Genomic DNA, 242 nt, shown 5'->3' with positions numbered 1-242 from the left:
CCAACGAAACCGTATTAAACGTCTTGCTCGCGAAAGTTTTCGTTTAAATCAACACAACATCGATAACATTGATATTGTGCTTATGGTTAAAAATGGCATTGACGAGCAGTCTAATGAAGAATTAACCAAGCAACTGACCAAGTTATGGCGGAAAATCAACGAACGCTGTAAACCAGGTGCGCCTAAGCCTCCACCCTTTAAGAAACGCCCAAACAAATCAGCTAAATCTAATAAACAAACCC

1 protein-coding gene is annotated in these 242 nt (G+C 40.1%); it reads left to right on the top strand.

What is annotated here, in order from left to right; translation table 11 throughout:
• Positions 1–242: ribonuclease P protein component (gene rnpA, locus R2R70_RS22660; RefSeq protein WP_410979295.1), on the top strand; the 242-nt coding region annotated here is incomplete at both ends.

The organism is Cobetia sp. SIMBA_158 (genome assembly GCF_046566945.1).
Taxonomy (GTDB): domain Bacteria; phylum Pseudomonadota; class Gammaproteobacteria; order Pseudomonadales; family Halomonadaceae; genus Cobetia; species Cobetia amphilecti.
This window is presented reverse-complemented; position numbering and strand designations above follow the sequence as displayed.